This window comes from Pseudomonas sp. R37(2017) (genome assembly GCF_002113375.1).
Taxonomy (GTDB): domain Bacteria; phylum Pseudomonadota; class Gammaproteobacteria; order Pseudomonadales; family Pseudomonadaceae; genus Aquipseudomonas.
On the sequence record NZ_NEHO01000005.1, the window covers coordinates 351,212 to 363,188 of the forward strand.

Annotated in this window: 10 protein-coding genes; 3 read left to right on the plus strand and 7 right to left on the minus strand. The window is 61.6% G+C overall.

Annotation, left to right across the window (positions count from 1 at the left end; translation table 11 throughout):
- Positions 1-2 precede the first annotated feature (2 nt).
- The 6 genes from CAG47_RS11785 to CAG47_RS11810 all read right to left on the minus strand — a co-directional run bounded on the left by CAG47_RS11785 (position 3) and on the right by CAG47_RS11810 (position 8,364).
- Positions 3-1,964 carry an acetyl/propionyl/methylcrotonyl-CoA carboxylase subunit alpha gene (locus CAG47_RS11785; RefSeq protein WP_085725019.1) on the minus strand — a complete coding sequence of 654 codons (1,962 nt, stop codon included), beginning with the start codon at positions 1,962-1,964 and terminating at the stop codon, positions 3-5.
- A gap of 117 nt (positions 1,965-2,081) precedes the next feature.
- Complete coding sequence (locus CAG47_RS11790) at positions 2,082-2,879, minus strand: enoyl-CoA hydratase-related protein (protein ID WP_085725020.1); 798 nt, start codon at positions 2,877-2,879, stop codon at positions 2,082-2,084.
- Entirely contained in the window at positions 2,876-4,033 is a 1,158-nt protein-coding gene (gene atuD, locus CAG47_RS11795; RefSeq protein WP_085725021.1) for a citronellyl-CoA dehydrogenase, read from the minus strand. Before atuD ends, CAG47_RS11790 begins: the two co-directional genes overlap by 4 nt.
- 26 nt (positions 4,034-4,059) lie before the next feature.
- Positions 4,060-5,676, minus strand: coding sequence for a geranyl-CoA carboxylase subunit beta (atuC, locus tag CAG47_RS11800; RefSeq protein WP_085725022.1), 1,617 nt, complete (start codon positions 5,674-5,676; stop codon positions 4,060-4,062).
- Between the two features lie 3 nt (positions 5,677-5,679).
- Positions 5,680-6,549, minus strand: coding sequence for an SDR family oxidoreductase (locus CAG47_RS11805; protein ID WP_085725023.1), 870 nt, complete (start codon positions 6,547-6,549; stop codon positions 5,680-5,682).
- Positions 6,550-6,561: 12 nt separating this feature from the next.
- Positions 6,562-8,364 (minus strand): acyclic terpene utilization AtuA family protein, encoded by a 1,803-nt coding sequence (locus CAG47_RS11810; RefSeq protein ID WP_085725024.1) that lies wholly within the window; start codon positions 8,362-8,364, stop codon positions 6,562-6,564.
- A 178-nt stretch (positions 8,365-8,542) separates the two neighbouring features.
- Between CAG47_RS11810 and CAG47_RS11815 the strand changes: the two genes are divergently transcribed.
- From CAG47_RS11815 to CAG47_RS11825, 3 genes are all read left to right on the plus strand, one after another.
- Positions 8,543-9,169 (plus strand): TetR/AcrR family transcriptional regulator, encoded by a 627-nt coding sequence (locus tag CAG47_RS11815; RefSeq protein WP_085725025.1) that lies wholly within the window; start codon positions 8,543-8,545, stop codon positions 9,167-9,169.
- A gap of 93 nt (positions 9,170-9,262) precedes the next feature.
- A complete protein-coding gene (locus tag CAG47_RS11820; RefSeq protein WP_085725026.1) occupies positions 9,263-10,081 on the plus strand; it encodes an ABC transporter substrate-binding protein in 819 nt (272 codons plus the stop codon).
- 75 nt (positions 10,082-10,156) lie between these two features.
- Entirely contained in the window at positions 10,157-11,170 is a 1,014-nt protein-coding gene (locus CAG47_RS11825) for a GNAT family N-acetyltransferase (protein ID WP_085725027.1), read from the plus strand.
- A gap of 118 nt (positions 11,171-11,288) precedes the next feature.
- On the opposite strand, the gene CAG47_RS11830 is transcribed toward CAG47_RS11825, so the two are convergent.
- A complete protein-coding gene (locus tag CAG47_RS11830; RefSeq protein ID WP_085725028.1) occupies positions 11,289-11,837 on the minus strand; it encodes an RNA polymerase factor sigma-70 in 549 nt (182 codons plus the stop codon).
- Between the last annotated feature and the right edge of the window lie 140 nt (positions 11,838-11,977).

The window sequence follows — 11,977 nt, forward strand, 5'->3', positions numbered from 1 at the left end:
GCTTATTCGACCTCCAACAGAATCTGGCGGTTTTTTACCTGATCCCCGACTTTGACTTGCAGGCGCTTGAGTACACCGTCGATACCCGATTTCAACGGGTGCTCCATTTTCATCGCCTCCAGCACCACCAGCAACTGGCCCTTGGTTACCGGGCTGCCTTCATTGACCAGCACGTCGACAATCGCCCCGTCCATCGGTGCCTTGACAGTACCGGAGCTGACATTGGCCTGGCTGGAAACCTGCGTCTGAGTGCGATCCACAAACTGCAAGCTGCCCGGACGGGTGAACAGCCAGAGTTGCCCTGCTTCCAGGCGATAGGCATGGCGCTGGCGGATGCCATCAATTTCGAGGGTCGCCTGTCGCCCGTCGCAGTGGAGAACCTTCAGTTCGAGGTTGCGCCCGGCAACCTGCAGGCGCAACGGCTCGCCCGGGATTGCCTGCAACGTCACCACCCAGTCCTGATCCTCTAGCCCGATGCGATAGTGCAGCGGCACGCTGGCGTTGTTGCGCCAACCGCAAAGCGGGGCCGGATGGGCCTGCGCTGAAGCCTGATAGAAGAGGGCGGCTGCAATGGCCAGGTATTGCGCAGCGGGGGCGTGGGTGTGCAGGCAGGCATGCCCGGAAAAATGCTGAGCGATGAACCCGGTACTGAAATCACCGCCGGCGAACTGCGGGTGCTCCAGCAGGCTGGCGAGCAGGCGCTGATTGCTTTGCACGCCCAGCAGCACGCTGTCTTGTACCGCCCGCAGCAGCTTGCGCCGGGCTTCCTCGCGGGTGGCGCCGTGGGCGATGAGCTTGCCGAGCATGGGGTCGTAGAAGGGGCTGATGTTCTGGCCTTCGATCACACCATGGTCGATTCGAATGCCGTCCCGCAACGCCGGTTCCCAAGCCGCGACGCGCCCGGTTTGCGGCAGAAAACCCTGAGCCGGGTCTTCGGCATACAGGCGCACTTCCATGGCGTGCCCCTGGAGTTGCACCTGTTCCTGGCGCAATGGCAATGGCTGCCCTTCGGCGATGTTCAACTGCCAGGCCACCAGGTCCAACCCGGTGATCAATTCGGTCACCGGGTGTTCCACCTGCAGGCGGGTGTTCATCTCCAGGAAGTAAAACTGCCCCCGTGCATCCAGCAAAAATTCCACGGTGCCCGCACCGACGTACTGTACCGCCCGTCCGGCCTTGAGCGCCGCTTCGCCCATGGCTTGCCGCAGATCAGGCGTCATCACCGGGCAGGGGGCTTCTTCGATGACTTTCTGATGTCGACGCTGCACCGAACAATCGCGCTCGCCGAGGTAAATCAGGTTGCCATGCCGGTCACCGAACAGCTGGACCTCGACATGACGTGGTTCGATCAGTGCCTGTTCAAGAATCAGTTCGCCGCTGCCAAAACCGTTCAAGGCTTCGGAGCGCGCGGTACGAATCTGTTCCAGCAAGTCGCCAGCGTCGTGCACCAGGCGCATGCCACGTCCACCGCCGCCAGCGCTGGCCTTGATCATCAACGGATAGCCGATGCGCTCCGCCTCGCGGCTCAGGGTCGCGTCGTCCTGCCCGTCGCCTTGGTAACCCTTGATGCAGGGCACGCCGGCTTCAAGCATGGCGATTTTCGACAGGCGTTTGCTGCCCATCAGTTCGATGGCCTCGGGGCTGGGGCCGATGAAGGTGATGCCGGCGTCCCGGCAGGCGATGGCAAACCCGGCGTTTTCCGAGAGGAAGCCGTAGCCCGGATGAATCGCATCCGCGCCCGTGCGCCGGGCGGCGTCAAGGATGGCCGGGATGTTCAGATAAGATTGTTGCACCGCGGCCGGGCCGATGTTGACGGCTTCGTCGGCCATTTGCACGTGCAGGGCATCGGTGTCGGCATCGCTGAACACGGCTACCGTGCGATAGCCCTGCGCCTGGGCCGTGCGCTGGATGCGGCAGGCGATTTCACCGCGGTTGGCGATGAGGATTTTCTTGAATCCGGGCATGGGCTGTTCCCTTGGGTTTTGCGGTGAATGTGATGGCCTCTTCGCGAGCAGGCTCGCTCCCACAGGTTTATGAACGGCATAAATCCAGTGTAGGAGCGAGCCTGCTCGCGATGCTTTTCATGAAGCCCACCCCGGTTTGCGTTTTTGCACGAAGGCCAATGTTCCCTCGACGCCTTCGGCTCCGCTCACCGCTTCGCTGAACCATTCGGCAGCCTGATCCAGCAGGGCGTTCGACGGTTCTCCGGCACTCGCCAGCAAGAGCTTTTTGGTCGCCGCATTCGCCCCCGGCGCACAGCACAACACATGGGCCAGCACCTCATCGAGACGCTCGGCCAGGGCCTGGGGATCATGCTCGACAAAATGCACCAGTCCCATGCGTCGAGCCTGGTGGCCATCAAAACGAGCCGCCGTCAGGGCCAGCCTTCGAGTCTCGGTCAGGCCGATGCGTTGCACCACGAACGGTGCGATTTGCGCTGGCAGCAGGCCGAGGCTGGTTTCCGGCAGGCCGAATTGCGCCTGATGATCGGCCAGGGCGATATCGCTGACACAGGCCAGGCCGAGGCCACCGCCGAGCACCGCCCCCTGCAGCACAGTGATCACTACTTGCGGCGCGTGTTGCACTTCTTGCAGCAGTACACCGAACACTCGATTCGTGTCGCGGTGTGCACTCGTACCCTGAGCGTGGGCACTGGCCATGTCCTTGATGTCGCCGCCGGCACAGAAGTGCCCGCCGACGCCGCCGATCACCAGTGCGCGAACCCCTGGTTTATCGCGTACCGCAGCCAGCACCGAGCGCAATTCGGCGACCATCTGCAGGCTCATCGCATTTCGGCATTCCGGACGGTTGAGGGTGATGTGCAACACGCCGTTGTGCAGTTCCAGCAGCAAGGTCTGGCAATCGGGCAGGCTGTTCATTTCTTTTTCCCCGGCAAAATACCCATTAGTTTGCAGATGATTCCCAGCATGATTTCGTCGGCGCCACCGCCAATCGACACCAGCCGCACGTCGCGGTAGGCACGGGCCACAGGGTTGTCCCACATGAAGCCCATGCCGCCCCAGTATTGCAGGCAGCTGTCGCTGACTTCGCGGCCCAGGCGCCCGGCCTTGAGCTTGGCCATCGAGGCCAGGCGCGTCACGTCCTGGCCTTTGACGTATTGCTCGGTGGCCTGATAGACCAGCGCCCGCAGGCATTCGATTTCGGTTTGCAGTTCAGCCAGGCGGAAGTGGATCACCTGATTGTCGATCAGTGCGTTACCGAAGGTCTTGCGCTCCTTGCAGTATTCGATGGTGCTGTCGACGCAATACTCCAGGCCCTTGATCATGTTGGCCGCGCCGAACAGGCGTTCCTCCTGGAACTGCAGCATCTGCATCATGAACCCCGCGCCTTCATGGCCGATGCGGTTGCGCTGCGGCACGCGCACGTTGTCGAAAAACACCTGGGCGGTTTCCGAACTGCGCATGCCGAGCTTGTCCAGATGCGAGCTGAGGCTGATGCCCGGTGTATTCATCGGCACCATGATGAGTGACTTGTTGATGTGCGGCTTGTCGTCCGAGGTGTTGGCCAACAGGCAGATGAAGTCGGCGCTCGGCGAGTTGGTGATCCACATCTTGCTGCCGTTGATCACGTAATCGTCGCCGTCCTTGCGCGCGGTGGTTTTCAACCCGGCGACGTCGGAGCCGGCACCGACTTCGGAGACGCCGATGCAGCCGACCTGTTCGCCGCTGATGGCCGGGCGCAGGAATTCGTCGCGCAGTTCGTCGGAGCCGAAACGGGCGAGGGCCGGGGTGCACATGTCGGTCTGCACGCCGATGGACATCGGGATGCCACCGCAATGAATAGTGCCGAACTCTTCGGCGGCCACGATCGAATAGCTGTAGTCGAGCCCCATGCCGCCGAATTTTTCCGGTTTGGATATCCCCAGCAAGCCGAGCTCGCCGGCCTTGCGGAAGATCTCGTGGATGGGGAAGCGTCCGGCCTTTTCCCATTCCTCGACGTGGGGATTGATCTCGTGTTCGACGAATTGGCGTACTGTGCGGCGCAGTGCTTCGTGTTCCTGGGTGAAGATCATTTTTTGTTGTTCTCCATTAGCCGGGCCTAGAACCGGGCGACGCCAAAACTGTTGGCTTGCAATGGCCGCACTTCGGCCTCGTGACTGATATCCAGCAGATAACCCAGCAAGGTCCGGGTATCCCGTGGGTCGATCAAACCGTCGTCCCACAGGTTGGCACTGCCGTACAGCGCCGTGGACTGGCTGTCGAGCTTCTGCGCGGTCACCTGCTCCAGCATGTCGAGCATTTTCGGGTCGGGCACCAGGCCGTCCTTGGCCTGCTTGGCCTCGGTGACGATGCGCAGCACTTTGCCCGCTTGCGCGCCGCCCATGACGGCGGTGCGGCTGTTGGGCCAGGCGAAGATGAAACGCGGATCGAGGCCGCGCCCGCACATCGCATAGTTGCCCGCGCCGTAAGAGCCACCGACGACGATGGTCAGCTTCGGCACCCGGGCGTTGGCCACCGCTTGAATCATCTTTGCGCCGTGCTTGATCACGCCTTGTTGTTCCGATTCGGTGCCGACCATGAACCCGGTGGTGTTGTGGAAAAACAGCAGCGGCGTCTGGCTCTGATCGCACAGCTGGATGAACTGGGCAGCCTTGCTCGCGCCTTTAGGGGTGATCGGGCCGTTGTTGCCGATAAAGCCACAGGCGCGGCCCTGGATTTTCAGATGGCCGCACACGGTCTGCTGATCAAACTCACCCTTGAACTCGAGGAAGTTCGAAGCGTCGGCAATCCGGGCAATGATCTCGCGTACGTCGTAGGGTTTTTTCGGGTCATCCGGGATCAGGCCCAGCAGTTCGTCGATGGGGTAGAGCGGTTCTTCCCAGCGACGTTCGGGCAGTGGGGGCAGTTGTTCGTTCCACGGCAGCAAAGCGACAATCTCGCGCACCTGACGCACGCCGTCGGCGTCGTTTTCAGCCAGGTATTCGGCGGTGCCGGCGGTTTGTGCGTGCATCTCGGCGCCGCCCAGTTCTTCATCGGTGGCGACTTCGCCGGTGGCGGCCTTGAGCAGTGGCGGACCGGCGAGAAACAGCTTGGCTTTGCCGCGCACCACCACCACGTAATCCGACAGCCCCGGCTGATAGGCACCGCCCGCCGTCGCCGAGCCGTGCACCACGGTGATCTGCGGCAAGCCCATGGCCGACATCCGCGCCTGATTGGCAAAGCTGCGCGCGCCTTCGACGAAAATCTCCGCCGCATAATTGAGGTTGGCGCCGCCGCTTTCGGCCAGGGTGATCACCGGCAGTTTGTTTTCCATGGCGATCTGTTGCAGGCGCAGGGACTTTTTCAAGCCGCTGGGGGAGATGGTCCCGCCCTTGATTGCACTGTTATTGGCGACCACCAGCACACGCACGCCGGACACATAGCCGATACCAGCGATCAAGCCACCACCGGCGGAGCTGCCGTCCTTGTCATCGTGCAACTTGTAGCCGGCCAGGCTGGCCAGTTCAAGAAACGGCGCACCGGGGTCCAGCAGCAGATCGAGGCGCTCGCGGGGCAGTAACTGGCCGCGTTTTTCGAACCTGGGTTTGGCTTCGGCAGCCTTGTTCAGCAAGTTCTGTTCGAGCACGCGGACTTGCTCGATGGCGTTGAGCATCGCCGCGCGGTTCTGGGTGAACTGCTCGCTGTGGGGATCGAGTTGCGACTGAATCACCGGCATGGGTTATTCCTTGTCCTTCAATACGTCTGGTATGTAGGCGCGATGGAAACCGTTGTACGACTCGCTGTTGGTCGCCTTGTGGATCGGCCAGGCGCGGCCGCCGAGGCTGGCGGCGCCGTCGATGCGCAGGGTGCTGCCGCTGACGAACGCCGCTGCCGGGCTGAGCAGGAACACAATCGCCGCGCTGACTTCCGATTCGGTGCCGATGCGCTTGAGCGGCACGTGTTCACGCAGGGTCGGGATCACGGCCTTGAAGGCGCCTTCATAGGTGTCCATGCCGCTGGAGGCAATCCAGCCCGGCGCCACGGCGTTGACCCGCACCCCGGCATGACCCCATTCGTACGCGGCGGTCTTGGTCAGGTTGTCCATGCCCGAACGTGCCGCGCCGGAGTGACCCATGCCGGGCATACCGCCCCACATGTCGGCGAGCATGTTGACGATGGCGCCGCCGTGCTTGCTCATGGACTGGTTGAACACTTCCCGGGCCATCAGGAAACCGCCCACCAGATTGGTGCGCATCACGGTTTCGAAACCCTTCTGGTTGATCGAGGCCAAGGGCGACGGGTATTGCCCCCCCGCATTGTTGACCAGGCCGTGAATGAGGCCATGTTTGCGGATCAGTTCGCTGACCAGATGTTCCACCGCTTCTTCCTCGCGGATGTCGCAAACCGCCCAATCGGCCTTGCCGCCGTCGTCGGTGATCTCCGCCGCAACGGTTTTCAGCTTGTCGGCCTTGCGCCCGACCAGCAGCACGTGGGCGCCAAGGGCCGCCAGTTCGTGGGCGGTGCAGCGGCCGATGCCACTGCCGCCACCGGTGACGATGATGTTTTGGCCGGCAAACAAATCGGCTTTGAAAATCGAATCGTAGGCCATGGCGGCAATCCTCTAGTTGAACTGGTCGGCGATGCGCTGCGGCACCGGAATCTGGATTTCCAGCAGTTGCTGGGCGAAGGCTTTGCCTTGCGGATCGATGCGCAGGCTGGCGACACCGCCACCGCCGAGGGCGTTTTCCAGCAGGAAATTCAGGCTATGGCTGGCGGGCAAGTACCAGCGCTCGACTCGCCCGTGGATGGGATCGAGGACGTGGTCCATCCAGTCGACGATCACTTCCGGGGTCAAGGCTTCGGCGATCCATGGCAGAAATTCCGGGTCGCGGGCCATGACGCCGATGTTGCTGTGGTTGCCCTTGTCGCCGGATCGGGCCACCGCCAGTTTGACCAGTGCCACGCTGGCGTCGGCCAGGCCCGTCGGTTTCGGTGGGGCGAGCGGGACTGGCAGGTCCAGCGGGTCGAGCACATCGAGGGCGGGCAGGGCACAACGGTGGCGCAAGCCCATGCAATCAATGTCCAGCGTGCAGGCGGTTTTGTCGATCAGGAACGAGAACAGCCGGATCAGCGGGTACACCGTCGGCCGGCCCCCGACAATGCCGGTCAACCCCGGCGCCATGCCGGTGGCGGCCTGGGCTATTTCCCGGGAAAACACGATCAGCGCACGCTTGTCCGGATGGCGCACCGCGAGTTTGATCACCACTTCGCGGCTGTCCTGGCGCTGGCCGTGAGGGCCGTAAGTGGCCTCGCTGCCCAGCAACTCGATACTCACGTCGCTGTACGGCGCCCAACCGCGCTGGCGGAACATTTCCGAGGTCTTGTTGATGATCGCGTCGCTGACCCGCCGCGCCTTGTCGACGGCATCGATACCGGCCATCAGGCAACTGGCGGTGCAGCGAAAGCCATCGAGGAAGGTGGCGCTGACCTTGTACTGAGCGGTCGGCGGCAGGCCTTTGGCGCCGTGCACCCGCACCGCGTTCTTGCCTTGTTGCAGCAGTTTGACCTGAGTGAAATCGCACACCACGTCCGGCAGCAGGTACGCCCGCGGGTCACCGATTTCATACAGCATCTGTTCGCCCACTGTCAGTGGTGTGATCAGTCCGCCGGTTCCTGCGGGTTTGCTGACGATGAACTGGCTGTCGGCGCTGACTTCGACGATGGGAAATCCGATGTGTTCGTAGTCGGGGACGTCGCGCCAGTCAGTGAAGTTGCCGCCGGTGCACTGGGCGCCGCATTCGATGATGTGCCCGGCCAATGCCGCCTGGGCGAGCTTGTCGTAGTCGTGCCACGACCAGCCGAACTCATGCACCAGCGCGGCGCTGACCACCGCACTGTCGACCACTCGCCCGGTGATCACGATGTCCGCGCCCAGGCGCAAGGCTTCGACGATGCCGGGTGCGCCGAGGTAGGCATTGGTCGAGACGCACATCGATGGCAGGGGCGCGCCGCTGAACATTTCATGAATGCCCAGGTTGCCCAGCTGTTTGAATTGCGGCTGCAGGTCATCACCCAGCAGCACGGCGATCTTCAGCGCCACCCCGGCCTTGTCGCAGGCCGCTTGCAGGGCGGCGGCGCACGCTTGGGGATTGACCCCGCCGGCATTGCTGATGACCCGGATGTCGTGTTGCGCGAGCTGCGGCAGCAAGGGTGCGAGCACTTCGATGAAGTCGCCCGCATAGCCGGCCTGGGGATCTTTCATTCGTGCGCCGGCCATGATCGACAGGGTGATCTCGGCCAGGTAATCGAAGACCAGATAGTCCAGATGCCCGTGTTCCACCAGTTGCGCGGCAGCGGTCGAGGTATCGCCCCAGAAGGCGCTGGCGCATCCGATGCGAATTGTTTTTGGCGCAGTCCGTTCCATAACCACCTCCAACCGAAGTGCATCGACATTACCAAGCAAGCGCTTGGTTTGTAAATGGCTTGATTATCTTCTTCCCAAGCGCTTGCTTGGTTCCATCCATGAGCTTAAATTGCCCGCGCAACCCCACTGTTTTCGGGGGGATCGGCGTTACTGATTGATCGACTGTAGGAGAGAACGGGTGGACGAGCAAAAAGCCCTGAGGGTCATGCGCGAATTGGTGGACGACGGCCAATTGACCGACCCGGACAGCGCCCGGGGCAAACTGCTGCAAGTGGCGGCTCACCTGTTCCGCAATAAAGGCTATGAGCGCACGACCGTGCGTGACCTGGCCGGCGCCGTGGGCATTCAGTCCGGGAGTATTTTCCATCACTTCAAAAGCAAGGACGAAATCCTGCGCGCCGTGATGGAAGAAACCATCCGCTACAACACCGCGTTGATGCGTGCGGCCATTGCCGAGGCGGGCAATGTGCGCGAACGGGTGCTGGCGCTGATCCGCTGTGAATTGCAGTCGATCATGGGTGGCAGCGGCGAGGCCATGGCGGTGCTGGTCTACGAATGGCGCTCGCTGTCCGACGACGGCCAGGCCAGGGTCCTGGCGCTGCGCGATATCTATGAGGACATCTGGCTGCAAGTGTTGGGCGAGGCCAAGACCGCCGGGTTTATCCGCGGTGATGTGTTCATTACCCGACGCTTCCTGACCGGCGCATTGTCCTGGACCACCACATGGTTTCGCGCCGACGGCAGTATGAGCCTTGATCAGTTGGCCGAAGAAGCGTTGATTCTGGTACTGGAAAACCGGCAATAAGCTTGTATTGGCCAGCATTAAACTGGCTAACTGGGCAAAAGCGCCTAGCTTGAAGGCATTGATGCCGTTTTATCGGGGAGTGGGGTTGTTTTGATGGGTTCGTCAATTCGGACAGCCTCGCGGCTTTTGCTGGCGATGCTTGCAGTGTCAGTAATGATGCCCGCCCAGGCTGCGCAACTGGTGCGCATTGGTGCCGCGCACTTTCCGCCCTACACCGTGCGTCCGGAATCCGGGGCCGATACCGGCTTGCTGCCGCAACTGGTCGAGGCCCTGAACGCATCGCAAAGCGACTACCAGTTTGTCCTGGTGCCCACGTCCATTCCCCGGCGCTTCGGTGACTTCAAGCAGGGCCGGATCGACATGGCCATCTTTGAAAATCCTGCCTGGGGTTGGCAAGAAATCCCCCACACGGCCGTCGACATGGGGCTGGAAGACGCCGAAATTTTTGTCGCGCAACGCTTGCCCGACCGGCACCAGGACTATTTTGCCGACCTGAACGGCAAGCGCCTGGCACTGTTCAGCGGCTATCACTATGAGTTCGCCAACTTCAACGCCGAGCCCAAGTACCTGGCGACAAAATACAATGCCACCCTGACCTATTCCCATGACAGCAATCTGTTGATGGTGATGCGCGATCGGGCCGACATTGCACTGGTCACGCGCTCTTACCTCAATGACTACTTTTTGCGCAATCCGGATGTCGCCAAAGAGTTGTTGGCGTCTGATCGCATCGATCAGATCTATCACCATTACGCCATCCTGCGCCCGACGGCCCCTATCAGCGGCGAGGCATTCGGCAGGTTGCTGCAAGGCTTGCGGGACAACGGCCAGATGCTGAAGATCTTCGATCCGTACAAGATTGCGCTTGTGCCGGTCCCGCACAGCGATTCGGCGCCACAGGTCGCCAATTGACGGTCTTTGCCTAAATTTCCCGCCGTGGCTCACGTCACCTCGATGAACTGTCGACGATTATCGTGAGCCTGATCCATGTCCAATCTGAATGACCTGACGGCCCTGTGCCTGCCCAATGGCAGTCGTCTTGCCGCTGATGAAACCGAATGCCGCCTGAGCCTCTGCCTGGAAGGGCAACCGCTGCTCACCCTGCGGCTGGTTCGTGGCCCCGAGTTGTCCGTGCACCTGCAAGAGCGATTCAACTGCTCCGACGGACTGGCGTTGTGGGCGGCCTGTTACTGGCTGTTCGCCCGCGACCCGGACTGCCAGCGCCTGCTCTGGCAATTGCAGGACGTGCCGACCGAAGCCGTGCTCAGCGGCCTGCTGGTCCCGACTTCCGTCAGCGGCCGGTATCACTGTGAGCGCACCTTGTTCTGGCAGTTGCCGCAGCCGTGGCTGGGGCACTTCCTGACCGGCAGTTATCCGCAGCAAATGGTCATCTCCGACGGCAAGCGTCATCCGTTGCGACCGGTCAAACCCCGCGGTGAAGTATATCGACGCTTCGATGCACGGCTGGGGGCCTGGGTTTCTTTGCGCACGCTGGAAATCGAGCAAGACCTGGCGCGTTTCCATCGCTGGCAGAACAGCCCGCGTGTCGCCAGTTTCTGGCAGGAGGAGGGTAGCCTCGAACAGCACCGGGAGTACCTGGGCAAACTCGAGGCCGACCCGCACACCCTGACGCTGATTGGCTGTTTCGACGATCAACCGTTCGCCTACTTCGAAGCCTACTGGGCCAGGGAAGATCGCATCGCACCCTTCTATGACGTCGGCGATTACGACCGTGGCATCCACATGCTGGTGGGCGAGGAAAACCATCGCGGTCCGCACAAGGTGGCAAGCTGGTTATCGGCGCTGGTGCATTATCTGTTTCTCGATGATCCGCGCACGCAGCGCGTGGTTGCCGAGCCTCGGGCCGATAACGCGAAGATGATCGGGTACATGCAGAGCCAAGGCTTTCACTGCGAGAAAGAGTTCGACTTTCCGCACAAGCGCGCGGCCTTGATGGTGTTGGGGCGGGAGCGGTTTTTTGATCGGTGCGGACTGGCCTGAGGCTGAAGATCTTTGGCGGTCTTGAGCGCTCATCGCGAGCATGCTCGCTCCTACAGAGTGTGCGTTGAACCTGTAGGAGCGAGCATGCTCGCGATGGTCACGCCGCAGATCTCGGATCCTATTGGCGAGCAGCCATATCCCCACGCTTGCCCGACACCTTGCGGCAGTGCACCAGCGCATCCCGGATCATGAAGTTCACCAGGGTCGGCGAGACACCGAGCTCTTTGGCGATGTCTTTTTGCGGTACGCCGTGCAGGCGATACATCTCGAAGGCGTAGCGGGTGCGACTGGGCAACTCGGTCAACGCGTCGGCGATGTGCTCCAGCGTCGAGAAATTGATATGCGAGGTTTCCGGTGACGCACCCTGGATCACCACATTCAGCCCTTCCTCTTCAGGGCCGGAATACTTCTGCTCCAGCGCCTGCTTGCGGTAGTGGTCGATGGCCAGGTTGCGCACGATCTGGAACAGGTAGCTGAGCTGAGCCTTGATCGAACTGGTGATGGGCGGGGCCGATTGCAACCGGAAAAATGCGTCCTGCACAACATCTTCGGCACGTGAACGGCAGCCGGTAATCCGGGCTGCGATCTTCACCAGAATCAGTCGATTGTCGACGAATACCTGAAGTAGCGGTGTATCGCACCTGCTTGTGGACACTGGTTCCATCATGGAAATCACCTGGCTGCCAAAAGGTTAGTGGGACGGGGGATAAACCGGGGGGCCGTCCTGCACAATCGAGCGACAAATTAGGCTTAATGATAATGATTGTCAAATGAGAAAAATAACCAGTGCGCTGCAAAAGTGCGGAG

Coding starts and splice junctions, on each gene's coding strand:
- atuC (WP_085725022.1), bottom strand. CDS start 5,676: ATGCCGGTGATTCAGTCGCAACTCGATCCCCACAGCGAGCAGTTCACC.
- CAG47_RS11810 (WP_085725024.1), bottom strand. CDS start 8,364: ATGGAACGGACTGCGCCAAAAACAATTCGCATCGGATGCGCCAGCGCC.
- CAG47_RS11825 (WP_085725027.1), top strand. CDS start 10,157: ATGTCCAATCTGAATGACCTGACGGCCCTGTGCCTGCCCAATGGCAGT.
- CAG47_RS11805 (WP_085725023.1), bottom strand. CDS start 6,549: ATGGCCTACGATTCGATTTTCAAAGCCGATTTGTTTGCCGGCCAAAAC.
- CAG47_RS11785 (WP_085725019.1), bottom strand. CDS start 1,964: ATGCCCGGATTCAAGAAAATCCTCATCGCCAACCGCGGTGAAATCGCC.
- CAG47_RS11820 (WP_085725026.1), top strand. CDS start 9,263: ATGGGTTCGTCAATTCGGACAGCCTCGCGGCTTTTGCTGGCGATGCTT.
- CAG47_RS11790 (WP_085725020.1), bottom strand. CDS start 2,879: ATGAACAGCCTGCCCGATTGCCAGACCTTGCTGCTGGAACTGCACAAC.
- CAG47_RS11830 (WP_085725028.1), bottom strand. CDS start 11,837: ATGATGGAACCAGTGTCCACAAGCAGGTGCGATACACCGCTACTTCAG.
- atuD (WP_085725021.1), bottom strand. CDS start 4,033: ATGATCTTCACCCAGGAACACGAAGCACTGCGCCGCACAGTACGCCAA.